Here is a 23,493-nt window from a genome sequence, read left to right as displayed (position 1 = left end):
GATTTATTCGTCAATTCGTTTGAAGCGCTTCATGTAAGGCTGCATCCGAGTGCTTCCACATCTCTTCATTATGAGCCTTTAAAAATTCTGACAGGATTTTCTTTGATTTGTCATCCATTTTATCGACAACGATTTTCCTTTTCATTGATTTGTCCATCAAATTTACATGCTCCGGCAGCAACTTGTAGCCTCTTCTTTTTTCCCGGTTTACGATCATTTCACAGGCTGTAACACCCGCATAATAGGGGCCTTCCTGTTTCCGGTCAATCGTCACCCAGACCAGCCAGTACGGCTTGCCGCCTTCAGAGTCTTCACGATTTTGCGTAAACTTCACGCCTCTTTCTGCCTTGGATCTTGCATGCATGGCGCCAACATCGATTTCTGCTTCTCCTTCATTTACATCGACGATAACCGGAGAAACATTGTCCAGGCTCAGTGCGCCAATGCCAAACCCTCCATGCCCGTCTGTCGGATCATTTTTAATTATGTTAAACCCTATATTTTTTTTCTTTTTTTCGGTCATTTTCGTTCACTCCTATTCCGTTATAATCCCAGCAAAAGTGCAATGAACATCGTAATTGTGTCACGAACAGCCGGGACGACTGTATTAAAAAGGGGTGTTATCGTGTAACTGCTGAGCGGTGTAATGGCAATAATGAGAAAAAGAATTCCGCCGTATGGTTCATATTGAGTCAGCTTCGGCCTGATTCTGGCAGGCACTAAATCCTCAATAATTCTGTAGCCATCCAATGGTGGGAGAGGAATTAAATTAAAGACAAATAACACAATGTTCAACCCCACCATGGTCATGAGAAGACCGGAAAAAAACGCCGGCACCTGAACACCTGAAACAACCAGTGCTATGTAAACCCCTTGAGCGGCAAATGCTATAAGAAGATTTGTCAGCGGCCCCGCAATTGATACGAGTACACCTGCGAACCGGGGCTGTTTAAAATAAAACCGGTTAACAGGCACGGGCTTCGCCCAGCCAAACCCAATGATAAAAATTAAAATCGTTCCTATAGGATCAAGATGCTTTAACGGATTAAACGTCAGTCTCCCCTGATTTTTTGCTGTTGGATCGCCAAATTTCCATGCGACATACGCATGAGCAAATTCATGCAGGGTAAAAGCCACTAAGAGCGTAATACTTATATAAACAATTTGTTCCGGTTGATTAAATAAAGAAAACACACTGCCACTTCCTTTCCTCCGACCGTCATGCGTGCATCCTGCTTGTGTTATCGTCAAGGTCGTTTACACTAAAAGAAGCAGCGGCTGATTGATTTGATTGTATCATATTTTGAATCAAGAACACGATGCTGAAATTCATCTAAAGAGAGGAGATACTTACATGCCTTATGTAACCGTTAAAATGATTGAAGGCCGTTCTGAAGAACAGAAAAAAGCGCTGGTGGAGAAAGTAACCGAAGCTGTAACCGAAACAACAGGTGCACCTGTAGAAAAAGTAGTCGTCTTTATTGAAGAAATGACGAAGAGCCATTATGCTGTCGGAGGCAAGCGTCTGAGTGATGAGGACTGAAAAAACTATACCCGAATTAATCTAAATTCGGGTATAGTATTAGTCTGTATCAATAATTGAATGAAGGGAGGAATTCAGAATGCCCCCTGCTTTATTACTAAATATAGGCTGTCTTTTTTTGTTCATTACTATTTTATCAGGATGTACACAAATGTCTAATCCAGCTCCTGAAGAGGATCACCAGAAAATTCCCGACACACCATTTCCTTCTGACTTCTTCGCTGAAAGCAGTGTCAATCAGATTTCAACGGGACTTTCTCATGAATTTATCAGCATCCCCGCTTCTTCCAATTCTGCATATTATACGGTAGATGCCGGTTTTTACGAGGATAGGACGAAAGCAGAAAATATAAAAATCGAGCTTGATGCTAAGGGATTTGATACCTGGATTCACCCTGTGTCTGACCCAATTTCACCTGAGCGAATGATTGGCTATGTTGTGAGAAGTGGAAAATTTGAGAATTCCTCACAGGCCGAAAAACGGCTTAGTGACCTTCAGGATCATGGTTTTGAAGCTGCCCAAATTACTTACTCTTTATATGAAGGAACCACACAACTTTCAGGTCCTTTGGAAATACATATACTTGAGCTTAATCCTACTAAATTTAAAGGCACTATAAAAAACGGACTGGCGCTTGATCAAATTTCAGGACGAGAAAAACTGACTAAAATATCATCACGTAAAAATGCTCTGGCAGCAATAAATGGTGGTTATTTCGTGATGGAAGAAGAAGATGGCGTCCCAGGGACACCTGCAGGACTGACTATCTTAAATGGTGAGATCATAAGTGAAGCAGCCGGTAATAGAACTATTTTATCCTTTAAGGGAAACACTCCAGATATTAAGGAGGCACGTTCCAGCTTAAAGGTTGAAACCCCAAACGGTGATTTTAAAAGGATTCATGGCATTAATCGCCAGCCGGGGCTTATTCGAAATTGCGGCGGTTTTATTCATGGGGAGTTAACAAAACCTAAACATGATGTAACCTGCACAAAAAAGAATGAATTGATCGTCTTTACTAGCTTGTTCGGTGAAAGAACACCCGAGGGCAACCAGCTTGAAATTGTTCTTGATGAAGCTGGCTTAGTTACAAGCATACATGATAATGGAGACAACCCAATCCCTGAGAATGGGAGCATCATTTCAGCCACCGGAGAAGAAACCCAGTGGTTTGATCAGAATGCAAAAGTTGGAACCCGCTTTAAGGTCCATTCTTCAGTTTACACAGATGGCTCAGAGATGGAAATTTCTGAAGAGGCATTTATCGTAAATGGAGCTCCTGCCCTGATAAAGGACGGATCGATATCTATTTCACCTCAAAGAGAAGGTTTTCAGTGGAGTTCTTCGTTTTACTACTACTTTGGCCTGAACCGCCATCCCCGGACTTTAGTTGGGATAAAAGATAATGGGAATGTCTTATTTATCACAGCAGATGGGCGAAACCCTGAGAAAAGCATAGGGCTCAGCTTTTACGAAAGTGCCCTATTGCTTAAAGAATTAGGCGCTATCGATGGAATGAATCTAGACGGAGGAGGTTCGACGTCGATGGTTATCGATCATAAACTCGTCAATTCCCCTTCAGATCAAGCAGGTGAGCGCGCGATTGGAGATGCACTCATTTTCACACGTCCAGTTGCATTAGATGATCAATAAACCTAAATACTATTTCCTGCAGCTCAATACTCCTTGGATTATAAAAACAGTTTTACTTTATATGAGATACTTAAGAGTTTAGAGCATCTTCAAGGTAAAACAGCGCATTATATTCACCACTATAACCATGAACAAATTAAGGCAATATAAAAAGGCATGAGTCCGGTGCAAAACCGAACTCATGCCTAAGCAGCTGTCTACATTTTCTGTCTAGCGGGAGGAGTTCAGATCAAACTTAACTGCCTCCTCTTTTCTAAACATTTTCAATTCCCATCGTACTTCTTTTTTGCTGGAGTTACCCAAGTCTGATTAGAAATTATCTTTGTTCAACCGGTTTTTTGAGCAATCCAACCATGATGGCCGTCACCACTGCTCCGACTGCGATCGCAAGCGTATACAGCAGCACGCTGATTAAGCCGTCTTCAAGTGTAGCAAAAACGAAGATTCCTCCGTGCGGTGCGCGCAAAGCAAGGTCAAACCAAAGCGTCATCCCCCCTGCTATAGCTGAACCGACGACTGCTGAAGGAATGACCCGAAGCGGATCTGCAGCAGCAAATGGAATCGCTCCTTCTGTAATAAAGAAGGCACCAAGGAAGTAAGCAGAAAAACCAGTCTTTCTTTCCTGGTCATTAAATTTACGTTTAAAGAATGTGGTTGCCAGTGCCAAACCAAGCGGCGGCACCATTCCTCCTGCCATAACGGCTGCCTGCGGTCCAAACTGTCCGTCTGCAGCAACAGCAAGTGCGAAGGCATAAGCAGCTTTGTTTATAGGTCCTCCCATATCAATCGCCATCATACCGCCAAGCAAAAGTCCTAGAAGGGCAAGGTTTCCAGTCCCAAGACCGCCAAGCCAGTTAATTACACCCTGATTCAGAGCACTGAGGGGCTGAATGGCCAGGTACATAATCAAGCCGGTCGCAAGGACGCCAAGCAGCGGATAAATTAAGACCGGTTTAAGACCGTTAAGGATTGCAGGCAGATTTTTAAAGAGCGCCTTTAATCCGACCACTATATAACCAGCTAAGAAACCGGCGATAATTCCGCCTAGAAATCCTGCTTCGCCATTTGCAGCCATTAAACCGCCGACCATACCTGGCATGAATCCAGGACGGTCTGCAATGCTCATCGCGATAAATGCGGCAAGCACCGGTACAATAAGGAAGAACGCTTCTCCGCCAATCATGCTTAAAATATCGCCTAAAGGTGATCTTTCTCCTGTAAGCTGATCTTCAAAAGCAAAGGAAGCAGCTATCAAAATTCCGCCTCCGACGATAAAAGGAAGCATATTGGAAACACCGTTCATCAGATGCTTGTAAATTCCTGACCGCCCTTTTCCCCCGCTTGATTCTTCCCCGTCATCCGATTTGGAAGAGCCTGAACCTTTGTATATCGGCGCATCCTGTTCGATTGCCCGATTAATCAGCTGTTCTGTTTTGCGGATGCCGTCTGTAACAGGCACTTCTATGACGTGTTTCCCTTTAAAACGATCCATTTCCACTTTTGTATCAGCCGCTACGATAATCGCGACAGCCTGCTCGATATCAGCAGCAGTCAGCACATTTTTCGCACCATCAGAACCATTTGTTTCTACTTTAATGTCAATATTCATTTCTTTTGCTTTATTTTTTAACGCATCTGCTGCCATATACGTATGAGCTATCCCTGTTGGACAGCCTGTCACAGCCAGTACTTTGCCTGTTGGAGCAATTGCTGCATTTACATCGGTTTCCTGATCTCCGCCAGAAGCGACGTTCTCCGCCTCATTCTCAGCTGCTTCTTCTTTTTCTTTTTCATCTTCAAAATGAGAAATAAGAGCCAATACTTCATCCGGGGTTTTTGCATCCAGCAGCCCCTGCTTGACTTCTTCTTTTAGCAGCAGCATAGACAAACGGCTTAGCGCTTTCAAATGCGTATCGTTTGCCCCCGCTGTTGCAGCAATCATAAACACCAGGTGAGCCGGCTGACCGTCAAGTGATTCATAGTCAAGCCCCTGAGCGGAACGTCCAAACGCTATGGCAGGTTCTTTAACTGCTTCTGTTTTTGCGTGAGGAATGGCTATGCCTTCGCCAATTCCTGTTGTTGTCTGATCTTCTCTTGCCAGAATGGCCTTTTTGTACCCTTCACGATCTGACAGTTTCCCAGCCCTATCTAAGACCGAGACCATTTCTTCAATCGTATCTCTTTTTTGAGTGGATTGAAGATCCAGCTTGATCGTACTTTTCGTTAATAGATCTGTAATTTTCAATTGGTACCCCTCCTCTATTTTAACGTATGGATCGTAACATCCTGAACTAACCGTTCTATTTCTCCCGCTGCAGCAAGTCCCTCTGAAAAAGCAGTTGCCGAACCTGTTGCAACGCTTAAGCGGAAGGCTTCTTCAATGGGCAAGCCTCTTTCTTTCCCTGCTAAAAAGCCTGCGACTGAAGAGTCTCCTGCCCCAACACTGTTTTTAACCTTCCCTTTAGGCACTTCAGCCCGATAAGAAGCTTCTTTCGTAAGCAAAAGCGCGCCATCGCCCGCCATGGAGATCATGATGTTTTCAATGTCATAGGAAAGCAGTTTTTTTCCATATGCAAATGCATCCTCAATTGAGTTGATCTCCACTCCAAAATATTCACCAAGTTCGTGATGGTTGGGTTTAATAAAATAAAGGGGTGAGTGCAGAGCTGGTTCAAGAAGAGCCTTTTCTGCATCAATCACAACTTTCATTCCTCTTGATGTTGCGCGTTTGGCAAGTGTGCCATATAAGGCAGGCGGCAAAGAAGAAGGGATGCTTCCGGCCAGTACGAGCGTATCTCCCTCTCCATATTGATCGAGACTGGTGAGAAACGAATCAAGATTCTGTTCTGTAATCGCAGGGCCGGCGCCGTTAATTTCTGTTTCCTGCCCCGTTTTTAATTTAATGTTAATTCGCGTGGGTTCCTGCACGTCAACAAAATGTGTGTGAATCCCCTTTTCTGCCAGTGAGTCCACGATAAACTTTCCGGTGAATCCACCTACAAATCCAGTTGCTGTATTGTGAATGTTCAGTTCCTGCAAAACCTGAGAAACGTTGATTCCTTTACCGCCTGCAAAATAAGCAGTGTCCTCCGTTCGGTTTAAAGAGCCTACCTTCAACTCCTCCACTCTTACGACGTAATCCACCGAAGGATTCAATGTTACAGTGACAATCACGACCCCACCACCTTTACTGTTGTTTGTTTTTGATACAGCGTTTCCATTTCTTCTTCGAGTTCATTTACAATAAGATACGCATCCTGAATGTTTCCAAATGAAGCAAAAGCAATCTCTCCTATTTTGGAGTCATCTGCAAGCATAAAGACTTCTCTTGAAAGTGAAATCGCGAGCTCCTTTACTTGGGCTTCCTCCGGATCCGGTGTTGTATACCCAAATTCCGGGTGAACACCATTTGTACCCATAAACGCTTTATCAAACCGGTAAGCTTTGATGGATTCAAGCGCTCCTCTTCCTACCATTGCATTTGTACGCGGCTTTACAGCACCGCCGATCAGATAGGTTTTAATGCCCCGTTCAAGCAGCTCCTCCACGTGCATCAATCCGTTCGTGACCACCACAATTTCTTCGTGAGACAGATAGCCGATCATTTGCTGTGTTGTTGTGCCTGCATCTATAAAAATACAATCCCCTTTTTCTACCTTCGAAGCAGCAAATTGAGCAATTCTTTTCTTTTCATGAAGGCTTTCGGATGATTTTTCAGGAACACTTGCTTCCTGCAGCTTGCCCTTCAGCAGCCTTGCTCCTCCATGAACACGTTTGATAAACTTTTTATTTTCCAATTCGGTTAAATCTCTTCGAATGGTAGATTCTGAAGCTCCTGTCCGTTCAACCAGCTCTTGGATTTTCACGATGTCCTGTTGTTTAACGCATTCTAATATCAGTGCGAATCTCTCATCGGTCAGCATCGTTTCTGCCTCCAATTCTTTAACTTATCCTTAGTATAAAGAGAACGCTTTCAAAAATCAATCAAAAAGTTTCAAAATCAATCATAAACGATCAAAATGTGGTAAGAATATGAACGTTTTTTCAAAATTAAATAAAAGGATGATTTAGCTAAATTCATCAAGAATATCCTCTTTCTTTACTTAAAATTAATAATAAGACTCCTATATTAAGTTATTGTAAATCGACTGTACCTCACCATAAGAAAGTTTTATACTAAATTGCGATTTAAATATTTTTTAAGGATGAGATATATGAAACAACAAAGTCAAATCTTTGACGTTCATGTTTTACGAGCGGTTGGCTGTTTATTGGTGGTACTCGTTCATGTATCTGCTCTTTTTTATGTTGAACGTGGAAACTGGGAAGATGTCATTCTATTTATTAATCAGGCAAGTCGCTTTGGAACGCCTATTTTTGCTGTAGTAAGCGGACTTTTATTATTTTTGCAGGTGAAGAAAAGAGGTTTTCTCTTTAATAAGTTTTTCAAATCACGTGTAAATAAGATTGTCATCCCTTTTTTGTTCTGGACAGCTTTTTATTTACTTTATATATGGCTGATATTCGGCACCAGTCCTTTTGAGAGCGGCCTCAAGCATTTCATTTTTGATGTAGCGTTCGGAAAAACATATTCCCACCTTTACTTCATTTCAATTGTTCTGCAATTCTATTTGGTTTTTCCATTATTGCAGTTTATTAAAAGTAGAGGTGCGTGGATTGGATTATTAATTCTCTCAGCATTAGTTCACATTTATTCCATGAAGTTTATGGGAGACTTTGAGGGTTTGTTTGGCTTGATTGCTGAACAAAGGGCATTTTTGCCAAAGTGGTTTTTCTTTTTCATTTTTGGCGGTTTCCTCGCTTACCATTGGGAGACGGCTAAAGAATGGGCTTATAAAATTCGAGTGCCATTATTCTTTGCCGTATTGCTGGTCTTTTATTTTGCAGCAGTGGAATACGAGTGGGGCAGATATATAGGATCTAACAGAGTGACAAATATCATTAATCTGCCTGTTATTATTTTGTTCGTGATGGCAATTTCAGAAAAAATTGCAAGCAATCCATCCCTGAATTACTTAGCCTCAAGACTTGGCTCAATGTCGATGGGAATTTACCTTATTCATCCTTTTGTTTTAAGTGTGCTGCAAAGGAACTTACCTTCGGGTGTGTGGACTCTCTCTCTATTTCCAGTTTGGTTCGCTGTAGTCATGTTTCTGACGATTGGAATGATCTTACTGATAAAAAAGCTGCCATTTGGCCACATTATTTTAACGGTTCCTTCAGTAGAAAAGAAATCCGCTGAAAAGAGCAAAAAAGAAGAGCTGCAGAAAAGTGTTATTTAATAGTTCACATTCATTTTATATAAAAAGGTCCTCACGAAGTTTGTTCGTGAGGACCTTTTTGGGGTGAATTCGTTCTGAAGTCTGCTGCATGAACTTTTACGAAACAGTAGAAAGATGCTTTATGTATGATAAAGCCTGCACGATTTCTTCTGATGTATAGTTTTGCTTGCTTTTTACTTTTTGGACTTTTTCGATCAGCTCCTGCTCGTCTAAGCCTTCAAAGTAAAGCATGGTGGATACCAGTTCCAGAAAGCGGGAGGATTGTGTATTGAGGTCTTTCAAACAGCCCTCTACTTCCGGCATGGGATTAGCAGCCTGTGCATTTAAAAATGCCTGGCCATCTTCTGTAATCGAGTAGCGATACTGCGTATAGCCGCTCTTTTTTTCTTTTATTTCGTTGATAAACCCCATATTGCACAGCTCTTCCACCCGCAATGTTAATTCTTCTGAGTAGGGGCCGAAAAAATGAAACTGATATTTTTCCTGAAAAGGAAAGGACAGCTTTTTAGCAATATAAATCATCTTCTGCAGCTTTTTCCGTCCAACGATCTCCCCCGAAACGAAAAAGGCCTGCATAAGCTTTGCATGGTCCTTCATCATGGTTCTTCCACTCCTTTAAGCGCCTTGCTGGGTTATTCCAGACTGAGAATGCTCTTAATTTTTGCTTTTACTTCCTTATGTGACGAATCATCTAAAATACAATCCTTTGGATAATAAAGTTTGTGGTCTGTTCTTCTTTTACCCGATATCGCATCCACAATATCCGATTGTCTTGATAATTCTTTCAGTTCTCCATTTGGCATCATTAAATGAATTGGGACCCTCTCTTCTTCTTCACCCGGTCTGTAAAAATCGTACGGAAGATCAGACGAAGAATCCACGACAAGATAATAGTCGGGATTTAAGCCGGCCAGTTCAAACAATTTTTCAAGTTCATTTAACTTCTTGTATTCTTTAGACGGGTCAAACTCGACATATTTAAATAGATTGCGATTCATAAAACGTCTGCAGAGATCGCGCAAGATCGGATCTTCTTCGTCTTCCCACATTTGAAAATAATAGAGGATGATCGATTCATCGAGCTTGACGTAATCCTTTAATGTGACTGCACCTTTAAATATGGAAAGGAAATGATAAGGCTCATACGCAAATGTATAATTATTTTCACTTAGTTCCTTTGCTCTGTGGAGAATTTTAGTCAGAATCACTTCAGAGCTTCGCGTAACGGGATGAAAATAAACCTGCCAATACATTTGGTAACGGCTCATAATATAATCTTCCACTGCATGCATCCCGCTCGATTTGATGACTACCTGGTCTTCTCTTGGACGCAAAACCCGCAATATTCGCTCCATATCAAAATGACCGTAGCTGACACCTGTGAAATAAGCATCGCGTTGAAGATAGTCCATTCGGTCAGCATCAATTTGACTTGAAATTAATGAAATGACCTGTTTGTTTTCGTATGTTTTGGCAATTACATCGGATACATTCTGTGGGAACGAGGGTGAAACTCTTCTCAGCACCTCATTGACTTCCGTTTCTCCCAGAATAATCGCTTGAGTAAATGCTTCATGGTCCAGTTCAAACACTTTTTCAAATGAATGGGAAAATGGACCATGCCCCAAATCATGAAGCAGAGCAGCACACAGGGACAGCAGGCGCTCATCTTCGTTCCATTCAGGCCGGTTGGCGAAAACATCATCTGTAATTCTTCTTATAATTTCATATACACCAAGCGAGTGGTTAAACCGGCTGTGTTCTGCTCCGTGGAAGGTTAAATAGGTAGTGCCAAGCTGACGGATCCGGCGAAGCCGCTGAAATTCCTTTGTGCCGATTAAATCCCAGATCACTTGGTCTCGTACGTGGATATAGCGGTGAACAGGATCTTTAAATACCTTTTCTTCATGAAGTTTCTGCTTGGAATACACCATCTTTTCGCCTCTCCCTGCACATCATTATTCTTATTATACCGATTAATTTTTTTGTTGCACTACTTGACATATTTAGATCATTTCCAAATGCCGGCATCTCAATTTTTGAGACTAAAAAATTATTTTTATTTCATCTTCTTTCTCTCATTCTGCCAAAAAGAAAAACCCGCCCCTCTTATAAGCCGCTTCTGAAACCCGAAACCGGGAGTGAAAATGCTTATTTACAAAGGGTGCGGGAAGGGTTCTCTTTTAAACATCTTTGCAGATTGAATTTATACAAACGGATGCGTCTGCTGCTGCAATCTCACAGCGCTATTTTTTCAGCTTTGCGCGTACTTTATCCATCAGTTCTTCTTCTGTCAATGCCGCGACAGGGCGATTATTGACAAAGGCAAATGTCTTTTTGCGGCCTGGACCACAATAAGACTGGCACCTAATATCAACAGAAGCCTCCGGATCAATGTCCTTTAGCTTTGGAATCAGTGTCTTCAGATCAACGGCTTGACAGTCATCGCAAACCCGGAATTCGTTTGCCATATGCCAACAACCCTTTCCTCATGTGTTCATTTGTTTACTATCAGATTGTACCGATTTAGCCTCTTGTTTTCAAGGTAAATAGCATAACGAGCCTATGGTTTACTATTTCTATTTCCTGCTGATGTATGAAATTTCTAATTTTAGGAGAAAATATCGATATGGATAGATGTCCAAATGAAAGATTCATGGAACAGGAGTGAATAGAATGAAACAACGACAAGATGCGTGGATGGAAGAAGACGATCTGGTTCTGGCCGATACTGTGCTGCGTCATGTGAGAGAAGGCAGTACACAGCTTAATGCTTTTGAAGAAGTAGGAGATAAACTTAACCGCACCTCAGCCGCCTGTGGATTCAGATGGAACGCCGTAGTCCGTCAGCAGTATGAGAAAGCACTTGATCTAGCAAAAAAGCAGCGTAAACAGCGTCATCGTCTGCTTGGAAAAGAGCAAAGCGGCAAAAAGAAAATCCTTTACCAGCCGCAAATGCCTTCTATTGAAGAATTTGAATCCATTGATCTGCCATTCTCGGATTTACCGCCAACTGAACCGGATGATCGTTCCGGCTACAAGCCTTCATCTGAGTATCAGCAGGAAATCGCAAAAGAAGAAACCTTTACACCAGTAAGAGATTTCCAGGCAGCTCAATCAGCCAGACAGACACCGATCTCTTCTCTTTCTCTTGAAGTCGTCATTGCTTATTTGCAGCAGCTTGGTCAAATGCGCGGCCAGGATGCACAGGCCCGCCGTCAGGTAGAGCGCCTGTTGAATGAAAATCGTGTACTGCGCGATCAATGCCGTGATCTTGAATTACAGGTTCGAAAACTGGAAGATCAGGAAACCACTATGCAGGAAGACTACGAAACCCTGATGAAGATTATGAATCGCGCCAGAAAGCTCATTTTATTTGATGAAGAAGAAATGCCTGCCAATACATTTAAAATGGATCGGAACGGCAATTTGGAAAAAGTCGTAGAAAACTAATTAATAAAAAACTGTCAGGCTGCAAATCGGGCCTGACAGTTTTTTGGTTTATACTTTTTTAAATGCAAGCTAGAAAAGTATAAAAATGGAACCTTTCACATCACAAATCGTATTTTTATGAAATTACTGAGTAAATTCCATTAGACTACCAATGTAAGGAGGTGACTAAATTGAAGAAAATGCATATGGGCCTAATCTTTGTTTTAACAGGCATCACTTTTTTAATGGTTTCTTTAACCGTGTCTGCGCCGCCTGTATTGTGGGCTATTCTACTCGGAACAAGCATCTTGATGAACCTGGCAGGCACTGCCATTTTAATGACGTTTATCAAAACAGCAAAAGTAAGCTCCTAATATTGCAGAGCCTGGGACAAAAGTGTCTCAAGCTCTACGACCGGTTCACTGCGCTTCAGTCGGACGCTTTCCGCAGGGACGGCGCTGAGCCTTTTCAGAGCCTTGCTCTGTAAAGTCTCAGCTTGCCGTCATGTCCTGCAGGAGTCGCCGCCTTCCGCTCCGCTCACCTACTACTATTAATAAATATATCCTCATTTTTAAACTTTTTTAAGTTTTGTCCCAGCCTCTTTTTGTCTTGAAAGAGCATTTGTAAAGTAATCCTACCGTTTAAGGGATTTTACATTCCGGTCTATCACCCTTGTTAAATAGCCATCATAAAGCAGCGTTTCTTTTTCATTCAACGCACCGCTCTGCAATGTGCCGCTGACATTTTTAAGAGACTGCAAGAAGCGAAGCATTCCATCCTGAATCGTAAGCTCAGTTTTGAGCAGCTCAGAAAGGGAGGCCATGACCTCCGGCTTGATGTCGGGATACGTATGCTTTGTTACCTCTCCTTTAACCGCCTCTTCATAAAAGGCCCCGATCAGTTCTGCACGTTCACTGCCGCTGCCTGCCATGCACAAATAAATTTGCACTGCCACTCCACCGCGGATCCGCCGCTGTGAAATACCTGCAAATTTTCTTCCTTTAATGCTTAGATCATAACTGCCCGGGCAATAAGAGCCTTCCACTTCATATGCCTCAATCTCAACACCAAAGTCCGAGAACATCATACGAACAAGCTCCACCATGGCATCATACCCTCTATTAATGTCAATTCCTTTTTCATTTTCTGAAAAGATAAGGGAGATATTCAGCACATCTTTATCGAGGACTACTGCCAAACCCCCGGAGTTGCGAACAATATAGCGAAAACCTGCTTCTTCAAGTACAGACAGACCATCCTCCAGATAAGGCACCCTTGTATCCTGAATCCCCATCACGATCGTATCCTCATGAACCCATGCCCTGGCTGTTGCAGGCGCTTCTCCAGCCCCCACTGAGGTGCACAGCGTATCATCCATCGCAAACGACTGCAGCCCTTCAAACATCCAGCCCAGACTCGACTGATCTATCACCCGCCACACGGACTGCTGCAGCAGTTCAAGTGATCTCATATCTCTCATACTTCATCGATCTCCTCTATTCAACAAACTAAAACTGAACAAATTATACCATACTTTAGTACACGAAAGGGGCCAGGCCCCTTTCGTGCGTTAAATCAAAAAAGCCCCCCGCTTGAACTACTCAGCAGGGGGCATTACTTTAAAGTGCCTGCCCGGCGGTGATAAGGGCAAGCTTATAGACATCTTCTTCGTTGCAGCCGCGTGAAAGGTCATTTACAGGTGCATTCAGTCCCTGCAGAATCGGTCCCACTGCTTCGAAATTACCGAGACGCTGAGCAATTTTGTATCCAATATTCCCTGCTTCGAGGCTTGGGAAAACAAAAACATTGGCATCTCCCTGGATCTCAGAACCTGGCGCTTTGCTTTTTGCTACTGATGGAACAAACGCTGCATCAAACTGGAACTCACCATCGACAACAAGATCAGGCGCCTGTTCTTTCGCAATTTGAACTGCGTCTGTTACTTTCTCTGTTTCAGGTGATTTTGCTGAACCTGCCGTTGAAAAACTGAGCATTGCTACGCGTGGATCAAGGTCAAACATTTGAGCTGTTTTCGCACTTTCAACCGCAATCTCAGCTAAATCCTGGCTGTCCGGAGAAATATTGATCGCACAATCTGCAAAAACATATTTCTCATCTCCACGCACCATAATGAAGACACCGGATGTTTTTTTTATGCCTGGTTTTGTTTTAATTATTTGCAGTGCAGGGCGTACCGTATCTGCTGTTGAGTGTGCAGCTCCGCTAACGAGTCCGTGGGCCTGTTCAGTATACACGAGCATCGTTCCGAAATAATTTTCGTCGAGCAAAATTTTGCGTGCATCTTCTTCCGTTGCCTTCCCTTTGCGCCGTTCAACAAATGAGGCAACAAGCTCGTCCATTTTTTCGTAGGTTGAAGGGTCTAATATTTCCGTGCCGTTCAGCTTAACATTCATTTGCTGCGCTTTTTCTTCTACAGCTTTTTCATTGCCGATTAGAACGGGTGTCAAAATACCTTCTGCAGCCAGTCTGCTTGCTGCACGCAGGATCCGCTCATCCTGTCCTTCCGGAAACACAATTCGCACATTATTTCCTTTTACTTTTTCCGTCAATGTTGTAAATAAATCGCTCACATTGCGACCTCCTTAAAACGTCATACCGTTAGCATACCCCATCCGGACAAGAATTCAAGAACAAGCCATTATGTCAGCGGTTACACATTAAAATTCTGTCTTTTCAAACAAATAACACAGGAAATTCAGTACGTATCAATGAAAATCAGGGGGGTTAGCGGCTCCGTCCGGGTGCGTTCAAGTAAGATATGATATGATAAAACGGAGAATCGAAGTAATTTTCAAGGAGTGACTTTGAATGAATGAAGCAGCAACAACTTTAGACGGCTGGTACGGCCTTCATGACTTCCGCAAGATGGACTGGACTTCCTGGAAGCGCCTTTCCAGCGATGAACGGGCTCTCGCCATTTCAGAATATCAGCAATTCCTGAAAAAACTGGATGCGGTTCAGAGTGAAGAACAGGGCAGTCATTCTTTTTATTCAATCGTTGGTCAAAAAGCAGATTTTATGCTGTTTATTTTGCGCCCTACGATGGAGGAATTAAACGATCTTGAAAATGAATTTAACAAATTAACGATTGCTGAATATACAATTCCAACGTATTCGTATGTTTCAGTGGTTGAATTGGGAAGCTATGGCTCAAAAGATTCAGATGAAGATCCGTATGACAACCCTTATGTCCGTTCCCGCCTGTACCCACAGCTTCCAAAATCAAAGCATGTGTGCTTTTATCCAATGGATAAAAAACGGGAAGGCGAAGACAACTGGTACATGCTTCCCATGGAAAAACGCAAGCAGCTTATGTATGACCATGGCATGATCGGCCGCGGCTATGCAGGCAAGATCAAACAGATTATTTCCGGTTCTGTCGGATTTGACGACTGGGAATGGGGCGTAACGCTTTACGCCGATGACGTTTTGCAATTTAAGAAAATTGTATACGAAATGCGCTTTGATGAAGTAAGTGCACGCTACGGCGAGTTTGGATCGTTTTATGTAGGCAATCTGCTTGAAGCAGAAGAACTGCCAAGATTTTTACACGTTTAATCTACCTATGACCGTTCCCTCACGAAGGGGCGGTTTTTTATTTTGGTTTCATTTTATTCCTTCCTTTTAGCATACAAGCTTTCTTCTTCGCATATGTTGGAATCGATGGGGGAGGAGTGAGTCCGGATGGCTGTTATTGCCCATACTGAAAAGGATGTTGACCTTCTCGCACGCTTAATGCGGGCAGAAGCTGAGGGCGATGGTGAACTCGGCATGCTGATGGTGGGTAACGTAGGTGTGAACCGTGCAAGAGTTAACTGCATGGATTTTACAGATATACGCACAATTGAACAAATGGTCTTTCAAAGCCCGGGAGGATTTGAGGCTACACAGAAGGGCTACTTTTATCAGCGCGCCCGCGAAAAAGACAGGCAGCTGGCAAGACGTGTACTGAGAGGCGAAAGATTTCATCCTGCTACCAACAGTCTATGGTTCTTCCGGCCGGATGGTGACTGCCCAGCTCAATGGTATGGTCAGTGGAATACAGGCCGTTTTAAATCTCATTGCTTTTTTTCACCCACTGCAGCCGATTGTCCAGATGTTTATTAGCTCTTCTACATTTTTAAGGAGGCGGAATTTTTATGAATAATCCTTCACAAAATTCGAATCAGCAAAATCCAAGTCAACAAAATCCGGGTCAGCAAAAACCACAGCAGCAGATGCCCCAGTCAACTCAAAATTACTCTCAGCCTTATTACCAGCCACAATCCTACCCCAGCTACTCGTACCCTTCTCAAAGTCACCAAACGTACCAGACTCCGACTATTCCAATGGGTGGCCAGCAATCCATGCTGCCAAATGAGGAGTCGTATATCGAAAACATCCTCCGGTTGAATCGAGGAAAGCCAGCCACCGTTTACATGACCTTTGAAAATAATCGGGAATGGAATGCAAAAATTTTTAAAGGAATTGTTGAAGCAGCTGGACGGGATCATATTATTTTAAGCGATTCAAAAACAGGACTACGTTATATTTTACCAATGATCTATCTTGACTATGTGACGTTTGAAGGCGAAATTCAGTACTCATACCCTCTTAATTCTATGAGCAATTATTCTCCGCGTTAAGGGATGCTTCCCCCTGCGGCATTAAAGATTTCTATAAGAAAAAAGAGCTTGGGACCATGTCTCAAGCTCTTTGACCGGTTCGCTGCGCTTCAGGCGGACGCTTTCCGCAGGGACGGCGCTGAGCCTTTCCAGGACGTTGCCCTGTAAAGTCTCAAGCAACCGTCATATTCTGCAGGAGTCGCTACCTTCCGCTCCGCTCACCTACTACTAGTAATAAATATATCCTTATTTTTTAAACTTTTTTGAGTTTTGTCCCAGTCTCTTACTTTAAAATTTACAGCCCTTTCACAGCAGCGGCTATCAAGCAAATCCAGGCAGCTAAAAAGGCTACGCCGCCTATTGGCGTGATGGCCCCGAGAACGCTGATCCCTGATAGGCTGAGAACGTATAGACTTCCTGAGAAAACCAGGATGCCCACAAGCATCAGCCAGCCTGCCCAGCTTAGTAATCCAGTTGCCGGGAGTGTGCCCATTAAAATGCCGATAATTAAAATGCCAGTTGCATGAAACATCTGGTATTGAACGGCCGTATTCCAGGTATCCAGATACTTTGCCTCTACTCTGCCTTCTAATGCATGAGCCCCAAATGCTCCAAGACCTACAGACAGAAGTGCATTGATTGCACCAATGATAATAAATAATTTCATTGAGTCATTCTCCTCTTCTTAAAAATCAAATAAAGAATCCCCGTTCGCTCCGTCTTCCATTTTGACCGGCTTTTCCTGTGGAAGCGAAACAGGCTGGGCAGGAGCCGAATAAGCAGGTGTCTGCTTTAACGGAATCCGCACGTTTTCCACGCTGTTTAAAGCTTCAGTGCGGGGCGCATTGTTATCTAGAGCAAGATCACATAAGGTTCGGATCGCATGGAGATGCTCTCTTTTCTGGGCAGAAGAAGCATTCTTGGCCTGTCCAAGCTGCTGCTCTATTTTCGCCAGAAGCTGTTCTTCACTAATACTCATGATGCTACACTCTCCTTCCGTCCGATGAATGAGTCAGACGGTCCTTTTTTTCAAACGCCAGACAAGGCCGTCCGGAGGCACGAAATACTTGCAATGAAGGCAGATGATTCGTTTTAAATTGATGGGCTCTGCAGCCCTTGGGGAATTTCGGATCCCATGTAATATAGTAGTGCTTGCAGGCAAGGCAGTTTATGCGTTTCGATTCCATACTCCATCTGCCTCCCTTCATTCAAAATATACTATATTACTCCTCTAATGACCAATCGACTTCGGCGATGCCTTTTTCACGCAGGAAAGCATTTGCTTTGGAAAAAGGACTGCTTCCAAAAAAGCCCCTGCTTGCAGATAACGGACTCGGATGCGGAGCAGTCAGCACACAATGAATCTCTTCATTAATTAAGCTTCTTTTAGATTCAGCAGGCTTTCCCCATAAAATAAATACTGCTGGCTCCTCCCGGCTGCCGATAAGGGAGATAATTTCATTTGTTAATGTTTCCCACCCTTTTTTCCGGTGCGAGTTTGCTTCGCCCTGTCGAACGGTCAGCACAGTATTTAACAGCAGAACGCCCTCTTTTGTCCACTTTTCCAAATTGCCATTACGGGGAATCGAAATGCCTAAGTCCTGCTGCAATTCTTTATAAATATTTCGTAAAGACGGAGGAATTTTCACACCCGGCTGTACTGAAAAGCTCAGCCCATGTGCCTGTCCCGGGCCATGATAAGGGTCCTGGCCTAAAATAACGACTTTCACATTGGAAAAAGGCGTGTTCTGAAGAGCCTGATAAATCTGATCCATTGGCGGATAGACCGTTTCATACGAGTATTCTTCTTTTAGAAATTCTCTTAGTTCCAAATAATACGGCTTGGCAAATTCTTTTTCAAGCAGAGGCTGCCAGTCATTTTTTAAGATTGTTTTTGCCATGGTTCACGCCTCCCTTTCTGGTTTTAAGCGTTAATCAAATACGATGGTTGCTTCATAGCCTGCATATTCAAAAAACTGTTTTAATACTTGTTCTGCATTGGTTTCAGCCTGCTTAAGAATCCCCTGCTGCTCTGCTTCTTTTTTAATCAGCGCCTGGGCCTCCGAAACAATTTCAAAGCCTTCTTCCCAATTCACATTGCTTCTGAACATCCCTTCAACTGAAAACGCTCGGACATTTTCCATATCCACTGCCGGCTCCTGGAGAAATGAAGCACGGGGGATCGTTATTTGGATTGTCTTTGCTTCTTCATTCAGCTGAATATCCTGTTCATTAATTGCTTCAAGATCCACTCCTGCAAGAACAGTGCCTGGCACGATCAGTAATATGCGCCGCTCTGTGCCCGGAAGATTGATCCCTATTTCCTGGCCGAAAAGCTGGTTATCCGTTTGTTCGACCACCGCTTTTATAAAAGCCTGAGACGTTGCGAGTGCACTCATATCTCTTACCTGTTCTACAAAAGCAGCCGACTCCTGTTCTTTCGTGTCGCCTGACAGCCACACCTTGGAGGCAAACAATCCCCCAAAGACAATAAAAATAAGCAGCAAAGCTAGTAAAATATATCTTAAACGCCAAAATATATATAGGGTTTTACCCATCTTCATCATTTCGCTTCACCAGGTACTTCGGCTATATGTTTCGAAAGAAAATCAATCATCATTTTTTCTCCCTTCTTTTCTTTCTATTCTATTATTATACGAAAAAGGGCGGATATTGGAAACAGATTCCACGACATCCTGCCGGGGTCATCAGGCTATGTCCATATTTCCGACAAAACCCCTGCTGTCTCTTTAATTCACGACGAAATATTTCCCAGGAAATCGCGAAATAAACCGAAAGCGGAATGATTTAAATCCAGCGCCTTCCATGCTATCATTGTACATACTAACGAAAGCGAACCAAGGAGGAGATTGAGATGAGTTTACCTAAAACATTAACGATTGCCGGCTCTGATACGAGCGGAGGCGCAGGCATACAGGCAGACTTAAAAACCTTTCAGGAGCACGGAACTTATGGAATGACAGCCTTAACGACGGTTGTCACAATGGACCCTGAAAACCACTGGCACCATAACGTACATCCATTGCCAATTGAAACACTCAAGGCCCAGTTGGATACTGCCCTGTCCACAGGCGTAAATGCGATTAAAACCGGCATGCTTGGTTCAGTTGAAATCATTGAAACTGCAGCTGCTGCGATTGACCGCTCGGGGGTTCGCAATGTCGTGATCGATCCGGTTATGGTTTGTAAAGGAGAAGACGAAGTCCTGCATCCTGAAACCGTAGGCGCCATGCAGGAATTTCTGCTTCCACGAGCAGCTATCGTCACACCTAACTTGTTTGAAGCAGGCCAATTATCCGGAATGGGTGCTTTGCGTACGATTGAGGATATGAAAACGGCAGCACAAAAAATAATGGATTACGGTGCACGCTCAGTCGTGATTAAAGGCGGCAAACAACTTGAGCATGACAAGGCGCTCGATCTGTTTTATGATGGTACCACCTACTTTATGTTAGAGGCAGAAAAAGCCAAAACCTCTTACAATCATGGAGCTGGCTGTACGTTTGCTGCTGCTATTACAGCCAACCTGGCAAATGGCAGTGAAATGAAGGAAGCCGTAACGAATGCGAAGCAATTTGTGACGGCTGCCATTCATCATGGCTGGAAGCTGAATGAATACGTTGGTCCCGTCATGCATGGAGCATTCAGCCGGTTCGAAAAAAGTTCAATTCAGGAGCAGACCATTCAGTCATAATGCATGTTTTACCTATATTTGCCGATTCATGTGTTTAAGCATCTCACTTTAAAGGAATATATGGAGTAAAATGTATTCCAATGAGGTGAAGGTATGATTAATTTTGTGATTGCGATCGCTGTCGGTGTAGGTGTATTTATTGGAATTTACCTGATCTCCGGGTCAGCAGGAATTGCAGCTCTTGTTGCCGTCATTGCAACCGTTATTGCTATAATTGCAGTCGGTTTTTATGCAGGCCAGCGAAAAGAGCAGATTAACAAAAATAATGAGGTTCCCCTGCAAAAAGAGCGGACACCTGAAAATGCGAATAATCAAGATTACAATCCAGACGATCGGAACGAAAATCGAATTAAGGATCCTGGAAAATAGCTTCTCCGCTGCCCTCATCTGAGAGCAGCGGTTTTTGCTTTCTATTCTCTTTTCAAGTCTCATTTTTCGCATTCTTATCTTTTTTCAAGTACTATAAGTGAAGAACAAAATTATTAGCCGCCAAAGGGGGTTACTTACATGGAGCCTGTCAAAATTGAAGAAGTGCAGACACTTATTGACCGTTATGCAGGTAAAGAAGTTTATATACATTTAGAAACAACCAACGGTTCCTACGCCACTCATGTAGACGAAGCCTTTTTTAATGCCGGCGCTTTTATACGCAATGCAAAAGTAACGTATGAACTCGGCAAGATCATAGGAGATTCTCCTTCCCGGGTCGGATTGAAAATCGAGCTTGGATGGATCTACGCACAGGGAATCACCCACTATGAACTGGATTCAAACAAACGTTTGATTATGGCTGGCCACGACCATGAGGGCAAGCTCGCTGTTGCGCTTCAAATCAGTGAAACGCCTTTTGATTAATATCGAGGAAGGAGATCCTGTAATGATAGAAAAAGAAAAGCACGTCCTTGTTGTTTTCCCACACCCCGACGATGAAGCATTTGGCGTATCGGGCACCATTGCCACCCATCTTCAAATGGGGACCGGGGTCACTTACGCATGCCTCACACTTGGGGAAATGGGAAGAAATCTTGGAAACCCTCCCTTTGCAACGCGTGAGTCTCTCCCGCTTATCCGTAAACAGGAGCTGCAAGGTGCCGCTAAGGCGATGGGACTAACAGATCTTCGCATGATGGGGCTAAGGGATAAAACAGTGGAGTTTGAGGATGATGAAAAAATGGTTGGGATGATGAAAGATCTGATCGATGATACAAATCCTTCTCTTGTTATTACGTTTTATCCGGATTATTGCGTTCACCCCGACCATGAAGCGACGGCCCGTGCTGTTGTTCGGGCAGTTGGCCGAATCCCTGAAAGTCAGCGGCCAAAGCTCCATTGTCTGGCTTTTGCCAATAATACACAATCAGAGCTTGGTGCTCCGGATGTGATTCATGATGTCAGCAATGTAAGAGAGCTGAAGCTGAACACAATGCGTGCCCATCTTTCCCAGACGGCCTGGATGCTTAAAGATTTGGAAAAACGCCTTGCACAGAACGAACCCGAAGCCATTGAATGGGTGACAAAAGAACGTTTTTACAACTACCGTTTTGATCAAGGATATAACTAAAAAAGAGAATGTCTTCACGTAAACGTTTCGTGAGGACATTCTCTTTTATTATGGATTTTTCTCCTACTAAAAACTTAAGAGAATCAGCCGTACTTATTTTTGATGAAAATGCTTTACTTCCTCTATGGTCGGAAGAGCGGTCATTGCCCCTTTTGTAGAAGCGGCAAGAGCACCGGAATTAGATGCCAGCTGAACAATGGCAGCGGCTTCTTCAATCGTCATGGATTCAAGATTTCCCTGATATTCATGTAGTCCATACAAGACGCCCGATACGAATGCGTCTCCTGCACCTGTTGTATCGACAGCTTGTACTTTACGCGCCGGGACGTGCAGATGACCTTCCTTTGTATACAAGTGGCTTCCTTCTGCCCCCATCGTGATCAAAATGAGTGGAATAGGATAGTTCTGAAGTACTTCCACACCTTTTTGAATGTCAAAGGTACCTGTTAAAAACTCCAGCTCTTCCTCTGATATTTTTAGGACATCCACTTGATCGAGCATGGAAACAATCGTTCTGCGTGCCTGCTCCGGGCTTTCCCAAAGACTTAAGCGGAGATTGGGATCGTAGGAAATCATAAGTCCGTGTTTTTTTGCTAATTCCACTGCTTTTTGAGTAGCTGCTTTAGAGGGTTCGCTGATCATGGAAATCGAGCCGAAGTGAAAGATCTTTGACTGTTCAAATACAGACTCATTTAACTCTTCTGCCGTTAAAAAACGGTCAGCACTCGGATCAATGTAAAAATCGAAGCTTCTTTCTCCTCCCTCTGCCAATGTAACAAAGACGACACCTGTGCGATGATCTCGGGTCAGCTTCATAGAATCCGTATTTACTCCATAATTATTTAAAGTGTCCTTTAAAAATCGGCCGAGGACATCTTCTCCCACTTTTCCTATAAAGTGAGATTCAATTCCGAGGCGGGCCACTCCCACGGCGACGTTTGCAGGTGCACCACCTGGGCTTTTGTGGTAGCTGCTGTTGCTTTCATCTAAAGGGATAAAGTCAATCAATGCTTCCCCAAGGGTGATAATTCCTGATTTCATATTGTTCCTCCTACAGGTCATAAGTATTTGAATGATCTCAGTTTATCATACTCTTTATCTGACCGTCCTTTTCTAACCGGAGACCTGTTCATTTCCGCACCAGGCGGACGCTTTCCGTGTGGCGGGAGGTGAGCCATGTCAATGCTCCCGCATTTTCCTGTTTCACCCTTTGCGCTTCAATGAACCTATTCTTTCTATTTTGGCTTTGTTAAAGATTAATGTTGTTTTTATTATGATAAAAAGAGCTTGGGACAAGGTGTCTCAAGCTCTGCGACCGGTTCACTCCTCTTCAGGCGGACGCTTTCCGCAGGGACGGCGCTGAGCCTTTTCAGAGCAAGGCTCTGTAAAGTCTCAGCTTGCCGTCATATCCTGCGGGAGTCGCCGCCTTCCGCTCCGTTCACCTACTACTAATAAATAGATCCTCATTTTTTAACTTTTTTGAGTTTTATCACAGCCTCTTCTTCATTTGTATTAATGCCTTATTAAACTAACGTTAGCAATAGGTAAGCATTTGAAGTTATCTCCAGCTTTTCCCCTGCTCCGCACCGAACGTGCTAGTTTCCCAGCATTCGGCGGTCCATCTACCGATGTATACTAGATTATAAGTTCTTCGTTACTT

At 43.4% G+C, this 23,493-nt stretch carries 28 protein-coding genes; 12 read left to right on the top strand and 16 right to left on the bottom strand.

Features of this window, described 5'->3' with window-relative positions; translation table 11 throughout:
* Positions 1-10: 10 nt before the first annotated feature.
* The gene (locus tag ACQCT8_RS00140) at positions 11-523 is read right to left on the bottom strand and encodes a YwhD family protein (protein WP_426867680.1); all 513 of its coding nucleotides are present in this window, start codon (positions 521-523) and stop codon (positions 11-13) included.
* A 20-nt stretch (positions 524-543) separates the two neighbouring features.
* Positions 544-1,194, bottom strand: coding sequence for a site-2 protease family protein (locus ACQCT8_RS00135; protein WP_426867679.1), 651 nt, complete (start codon positions 1,192-1,194; stop codon positions 544-546).
* A gap of 133 nt (positions 1,195-1,327) precedes the next feature.
* Between ACQCT8_RS00135 and ACQCT8_RS00130 the strand changes: the two genes are divergently transcribed.
* Complete coding sequence (locus tag ACQCT8_RS00130) at positions 1,328-1,543, top strand: 2-hydroxymuconate tautomerase (RefSeq protein WP_426868276.1); 216 nt, start codon at positions 1,328-1,330, stop codon at positions 1,541-1,543.
* Positions 1,544-1,694: 151 nt separating this feature from the next.
* Positions 1,695-3,197, top strand: coding sequence for a phosphodiester glycosidase family protein (locus ACQCT8_RS00125; RefSeq protein WP_426867678.1), 1,503 nt, complete (start codon positions 1,695-1,697; stop codon positions 3,195-3,197).
* Between the two features lie 316 nt (positions 3,198-3,513).
* Here ACQCT8_RS00125 and ACQCT8_RS00120 read toward each other — a convergent pair whose 3' ends face one another.
* From ACQCT8_RS00120 to ACQCT8_RS00110, 3 genes are read right to left on the bottom strand one after another with little or no spacing between them, the layout of a single operon-like run.
* Positions 3,514-5,442, bottom strand: a complete 1,929-nt coding sequence (locus tag ACQCT8_RS00120) for a PTS fructose transporter subunit IIABC (RefSeq protein WP_426867677.1) — start codon at positions 5,440-5,442, stop codon at positions 3,514-3,516.
* A 14-nt stretch (positions 5,443-5,456) separates the two neighbouring features.
* Positions 5,457-6,371: a 1-phosphofructokinase gene (gene pfkB / locus ACQCT8_RS00115; RefSeq protein WP_426867676.1), complete on the bottom strand. Its 915-nt coding sequence runs from the start codon at positions 6,369-6,371 to the stop codon at positions 5,457-5,459.
* Positions 6,368-7,120: a DeoR/GlpR family DNA-binding transcription regulator gene (locus ACQCT8_RS00110; protein ID WP_426867675.1), complete on the bottom strand. Its 753-nt coding sequence runs from the start codon at positions 7,118-7,120 to the stop codon at positions 6,368-6,370. The genes pfkB and ACQCT8_RS00110 overlap by 4 nt, the downstream gene beginning before the upstream one ends.
* A 291-nt stretch (positions 7,121-7,411) precedes the next feature.
* On the opposite strand from ACQCT8_RS00110, the gene ACQCT8_RS00105 reads away from it, so the two are divergent.
* On the top strand, positions 7,412-8,500 hold the full coding sequence (locus tag ACQCT8_RS00105) for an acyltransferase (protein WP_426867674.1): 1,089 nt from the start codon (positions 7,412-7,414) through the stop codon (positions 8,498-8,500).
* Between the two features lie 96 nt (positions 8,501-8,596).
* On the opposite strand, the gene ACQCT8_RS00100 is transcribed toward ACQCT8_RS00105, so the two are convergent.
* The 3 genes from ACQCT8_RS00100 to ACQCT8_RS00090 form a co-directional block, all read right to left on the bottom strand.
* Positions 8,597-9,100 (bottom strand): YwgA family protein, encoded by a 504-nt coding sequence (locus ACQCT8_RS00100; protein ID WP_426867673.1) that lies wholly within the window; start codon positions 9,098-9,100, stop codon positions 8,597-8,599.
* Between the two features lie 32 nt (positions 9,101-9,132).
* Positions 9,133-10,434, bottom strand: a complete 1,302-nt coding sequence (locus tag ACQCT8_RS00095; protein WP_426867672.1) for an HD domain-containing protein — start codon at positions 10,432-10,434, stop codon at positions 9,133-9,135.
* A gap of 312 nt (positions 10,435-10,746) precedes the next feature.
* The gene (locus tag ACQCT8_RS00090) at positions 10,747-10,971 is read right to left on the bottom strand and encodes a DUF1450 domain-containing protein (protein ID WP_426867671.1); all 225 of its coding nucleotides are present in this window, start codon (positions 10,969-10,971) and stop codon (positions 10,747-10,749) included.
* 205 nt (positions 10,972-11,176) lie between these two features.
* On the opposite strand from ACQCT8_RS00090, the gene ACQCT8_RS00085 reads away from it, so the two are divergent.
* Together ACQCT8_RS00085 and ACQCT8_RS00080 are read left to right on the top strand one after the other, a co-directional pair.
* Positions 11,177-11,953, top strand: coding sequence for an RsfA family transcriptional regulator (locus tag ACQCT8_RS00085; RefSeq protein WP_426867670.1), 777 nt, complete (start codon positions 11,177-11,179; stop codon positions 11,951-11,953).
* Positions 11,954-12,123: 170 nt separating this feature from the next.
* A complete protein-coding gene (locus ACQCT8_RS00080; protein ID WP_426868314.1) occupies positions 12,124-12,306 on the top strand; it encodes a hypothetical protein in 183 nt (60 codons plus the stop codon).
* A gap of 260 nt (positions 12,307-12,566) precedes the next feature.
* Here the strand turns inward: ACQCT8_RS00080 and ACQCT8_RS00075 are convergent, their stop codons facing one another.
* Both ACQCT8_RS00075 and pta read right to left on the bottom strand, forming a co-directional pair.
* The gene (locus ACQCT8_RS00075; RefSeq protein ID WP_426868274.1) at positions 12,567-13,403 is read right to left on the bottom strand and encodes a lipoate--protein ligase family protein; all 837 of its coding nucleotides are present in this window, start codon (positions 13,401-13,403) and stop codon (positions 12,567-12,569) included.
* A 148-nt stretch (positions 13,404-13,551) separates the two neighbouring features.
* Complete coding sequence (gene pta, locus ACQCT8_RS00070) at positions 13,552-14,523, bottom strand: phosphate acetyltransferase (protein ID WP_426867669.1); 972 nt, start codon at positions 14,521-14,523, stop codon at positions 13,552-13,554.
* 238 nt (positions 14,524-14,761) lie between these two features.
* Between pta and hemQ the strand changes: the two genes are divergently transcribed.
* From hemQ to gerQ, 3 genes are all read left to right on the top strand, one after another.
* A complete protein-coding gene (hemQ, locus tag ACQCT8_RS00065) occupies positions 14,762-15,511 on the top strand; it encodes a hydrogen peroxide-dependent heme synthase (RefSeq protein ID WP_426867668.1) in 750 nt (249 codons plus the stop codon).
* Positions 15,512-15,637: 126 nt separating this feature from the next.
* The gene (locus tag ACQCT8_RS00060; RefSeq protein WP_426867667.1) at positions 15,638-16,060 is read left to right on the top strand and encodes a cell wall hydrolase; all 423 of its coding nucleotides are present in this window, start codon (positions 15,638-15,640) and stop codon (positions 16,058-16,060) included.
* A 32-nt stretch (positions 16,061-16,092) separates the two neighbouring features.
* Entirely contained in the window at positions 16,093-16,578 is a 486-nt protein-coding gene (gene gerQ, locus ACQCT8_RS00055; protein ID WP_426867666.1) for a spore coat protein GerQ, read from the top strand.
* A gap of 274 nt (positions 16,579-16,852) precedes the next feature.
* Here gerQ and ACQCT8_RS00050 read toward each other — a convergent pair whose 3' ends face one another.
* The 5 genes from ACQCT8_RS00050 to ACQCT8_RS00030 are packed head-to-tail and all read right to left on the bottom strand — an operon-like array spanning position 16,853 to position 19,121.
* The gene (locus ACQCT8_RS00050; protein WP_278239810.1) at positions 16,853-17,224 is read right to left on the bottom strand and encodes a DUF423 domain-containing protein; all 372 of its coding nucleotides are present in this window, start codon (positions 17,222-17,224) and stop codon (positions 16,853-16,855) included.
* Between the two features lie 18 nt (positions 17,225-17,242).
* Entirely contained in the window at positions 17,243-17,536 is a 294-nt protein-coding gene (locus ACQCT8_RS00045) for a YwdI family protein (protein ID WP_426867665.1), read from the bottom strand.
* A 4-nt stretch (positions 17,537-17,540) separates the two neighbouring features.
* A complete protein-coding gene (locus ACQCT8_RS00040; protein WP_426867664.1) occupies positions 17,541-17,744 on the bottom strand; it encodes a uracil-DNA glycosylase in 204 nt (67 codons plus the stop codon).
* 36 nt (positions 17,745-17,780) lie between these two features.
* The gene (locus ACQCT8_RS00035; RefSeq protein ID WP_426867663.1) at positions 17,781-18,458 is read right to left on the bottom strand and encodes a uracil-DNA glycosylase; all 678 of its coding nucleotides are present in this window, start codon (positions 18,456-18,458) and stop codon (positions 17,781-17,783) included.
* Positions 18,459-18,488: 30 nt separating this feature from the next.
* Complete coding sequence (locus ACQCT8_RS00030; protein ID WP_426867662.1) at positions 18,489-19,121, bottom strand: DUF4230 domain-containing protein; 633 nt, start codon at positions 19,119-19,121, stop codon at positions 18,489-18,491.
* A gap of 311 nt (positions 19,122-19,432) precedes the next feature.
* On the opposite strand from ACQCT8_RS00030, the gene pdxK reads away from it, so the two are divergent.
* From pdxK to bshB2, 4 genes are all read left to right on the top strand, one after another.
* Complete coding sequence (pdxK, locus tag ACQCT8_RS00025) at positions 19,433-20,272, top strand: pyridoxine/pyridoxal/pyridoxamine kinase (protein ID WP_426867661.1); 840 nt, start codon at positions 19,433-19,435, stop codon at positions 20,270-20,272.
* Positions 20,273-20,365: 93 nt separating this feature from the next.
* A complete protein-coding gene (locus tag ACQCT8_RS00020) occupies positions 20,366-20,641 on the top strand; it encodes a hypothetical protein (RefSeq protein WP_426867660.1) in 276 nt (91 codons plus the stop codon).
* 138 nt (positions 20,642-20,779) lie between these two features.
* A complete protein-coding gene (locus tag ACQCT8_RS00015; protein ID WP_278239803.1) occupies positions 20,780-21,127 on the top strand; it encodes a YojF family protein in 348 nt (115 codons plus the stop codon).
* Between the two features lie 25 nt (positions 21,128-21,152).
* Positions 21,153-21,833 (top strand): bacillithiol biosynthesis deacetylase BshB2, encoded by a 681-nt coding sequence (bshB2, locus tag ACQCT8_RS00010; RefSeq protein WP_426868272.1) that lies wholly within the window; start codon positions 21,153-21,155, stop codon positions 21,831-21,833.
* Positions 21,834-21,926: 93 nt separating this feature from the next.
* Here bshB2 and ACQCT8_RS00005 read toward each other — a convergent pair whose 3' ends face one another.
* Positions 21,927-22,874, bottom strand: a complete 948-nt coding sequence (locus ACQCT8_RS00005; RefSeq protein ID WP_426867659.1) for an aminoimidazole riboside kinase — start codon at positions 22,872-22,874, stop codon at positions 21,927-21,929.
* Positions 22,875-23,493 lie beyond the last annotated feature (619 nt).

This window comes from Jeotgalibacillus proteolyticus, from assembly GCF_050107735.1.
In the GTDB taxonomy this organism is placed as follows: domain Bacteria; phylum Bacillota; class Bacilli; order Bacillales; family Jeotgalibacillaceae; genus Jeotgalibacillus; species Jeotgalibacillus proteolyticus_A.
The sequence above is the reverse complement of the archived record's forward strand: the minus strand, read 5'-3'. Positions and strand labels throughout refer to the sequence as shown.

Excerpts from the sequence above, each read along its gene's own strand:
- pdxK (WP_426867661.1), top strand. The coding sequence starts at position 19,433 with ATGAGTTTACCTAAAACATTAACGATTGCCGGCTCTGATACGAGCGGA.
- ACQCT8_RS00075 (WP_426868274.1), bottom strand. The coding sequence starts at position 13,403 with ATGAGATCACTTGAACTGCTGCAGCAGTCCGTGTGGCGGGTGATAGAT.
- ACQCT8_RS00050 (WP_278239810.1), bottom strand. The coding sequence starts at position 17,224 with ATGAAATTATTTATTATCATTGGTGCAATCAATGCACTTCTGTCTGTA.
- ACQCT8_RS00100 (WP_426867673.1), bottom strand. The coding sequence starts at position 9,100 with ATGATGAAGGACCATGCAAAGCTTATGCAGGCCTTTTTCGTTTCGGGG.
- hemQ (WP_426867668.1), top strand. The coding sequence starts at position 14,762 with ATGAATGAAGCAGCAACAACTTTAGACGGCTGGTACGGCCTTCATGAC.
- ACQCT8_RS00140 (WP_426867680.1), bottom strand. The coding sequence starts at position 523 with ATGACCGAAAAAAAGAAAAAAAATATAGGGTTTAACATAATTAAAAAT.
- ACQCT8_RS00030 (WP_426867662.1), bottom strand. The coding sequence starts at position 19,121 with ATGAAGATGGGTAAAACCCTATATATATTTTGGCGTTTAAGATATATT.
- ACQCT8_RS00110 (WP_426867675.1), bottom strand. The coding sequence starts at position 7,120 with ATGCTGACCGATGAGAGATTCGCACTGATATTAGAATGCGTTAAACAA.
- ACQCT8_RS00105 (WP_426867674.1), top strand. The coding sequence starts at position 7,412 with ATGAAACAACAAAGTCAAATCTTTGACGTTCATGTTTTACGAGCGGTT.
- ACQCT8_RS00095 (WP_426867672.1), bottom strand. The coding sequence starts at position 10,434 with ATGGTGTATTCCAAGCAGAAACTTCATGAAGAAAAGGTATTTAAAGAT.
- ACQCT8_RS00040 (WP_426867664.1), bottom strand. The coding sequence starts at position 17,744 with ATGGAATCGAAACGCATAAACTGCCTTGCCTGCAAGCACTACTATATT.
- ACQCT8_RS00090 (WP_426867671.1), bottom strand. The coding sequence starts at position 10,971 with ATGGCAAACGAATTCCGGGTTTGCGATGACTGTCAAGCCGTTGATCTG.
- ACQCT8_RS00085 (WP_426867670.1), top strand. The coding sequence starts at position 11,177 with ATGAAACAACGACAAGATGCGTGGATGGAAGAAGACGATCTGGTTCTG.
- gerQ (WP_426867666.1), top strand. The coding sequence starts at position 16,093 with ATGAATAATCCTTCACAAAATTCGAATCAGCAAAATCCAAGTCAACAA.
- ACQCT8_RS00060 (WP_426867667.1), top strand. The coding sequence starts at position 15,638 with ATGGCTGTTATTGCCCATACTGAAAAGGATGTTGACCTTCTCGCACGC.
- ACQCT8_RS00005 (WP_426867659.1), bottom strand. The coding sequence starts at position 22,874 with ATGAAATCAGGAATTATCACCCTTGGGGAAGCATTGATTGACTTTATC.
- ACQCT8_RS00045 (WP_426867665.1), bottom strand. The coding sequence starts at position 17,536 with ATGAGTATTAGTGAAGAACAGCTTCTGGCGAAAATAGAGCAGCAGCTT.
- ACQCT8_RS00035 (WP_426867663.1), bottom strand. The coding sequence starts at position 18,458 with ATGGCAAAAACAATCTTAAAAAATGACTGGCAGCCTCTGCTTGAAAAA.
- ACQCT8_RS00125 (WP_426867678.1), top strand. The coding sequence starts at position 1,695 with ATGTCTAATCCAGCTCCTGAAGAGGATCACCAGAAAATTCCCGACACA.
- ACQCT8_RS00015 (WP_278239803.1), top strand. The coding sequence starts at position 20,780 with ATGGAGCCTGTCAAAATTGAAGAAGTGCAGACACTTATTGACCGTTAT.
- ACQCT8_RS00020 (WP_426867660.1), top strand. The coding sequence starts at position 20,366 with ATGATTAATTTTGTGATTGCGATCGCTGTCGGTGTAGGTGTATTTATT.